The organism is Paenibacillus sp. GbtcB18, from assembly GCF_019091125.1.
Taxonomy (GTDB): domain Bacteria; phylum Bacillota; class Bacilli; order Paenibacillales; family NBRC-103111; genus Paenibacillus_F; species Paenibacillus_F chitinolyticus.
In genome coordinates this window covers 508-842 of record NZ_JAGXJX010000075.1, presented here as the reverse complement: position 1 = coordinate 842, position 335 = coordinate 508, and the positions used below count along the sequence as shown (strand labels likewise).

General features: G+C 38.2%; 1 protein-coding gene. It reads left to right on the top strand.

Translation table 11 applies throughout. The annotated features are described in order from the left end of the window. A partial coding sequence (locus tag KVT34_RS29570) for a trypsin-like serine peptidase (protein ID WP_483311465.1) occupies positions 1–335 on the top strand: 335 nt, incomplete at both ends.

Sequence of the window (335 nt, the reverse complement as noted above, 5' to 3'; positions counted from 1 at the left end):
GATGAAATATATCCAGGTGATAAAGTTACTATCTTCGGTTTTCCGCACTCCGATTTATGTAGAATTGTTTTGACCCAGCATTCTTGTGAAATTGGCGCAAAAATCCTACTTAGCTCAAAAGCAATTAAATCAAAACATTTAGTACTAAATATTCAGGCACGCCCAGGACAATCTGGAGGACCAGTTATTCGTAAATCGGATAATACAATAATCGGTCTACTAATCGGAGCTTATGTCCCAACAATTGAAGCAGGCATGATTGTTGACGGTATTAATCCCCAAACATTACACCAAACAACTCACGCAGTATCGGCTGAATACTTAGAAAGGATGTT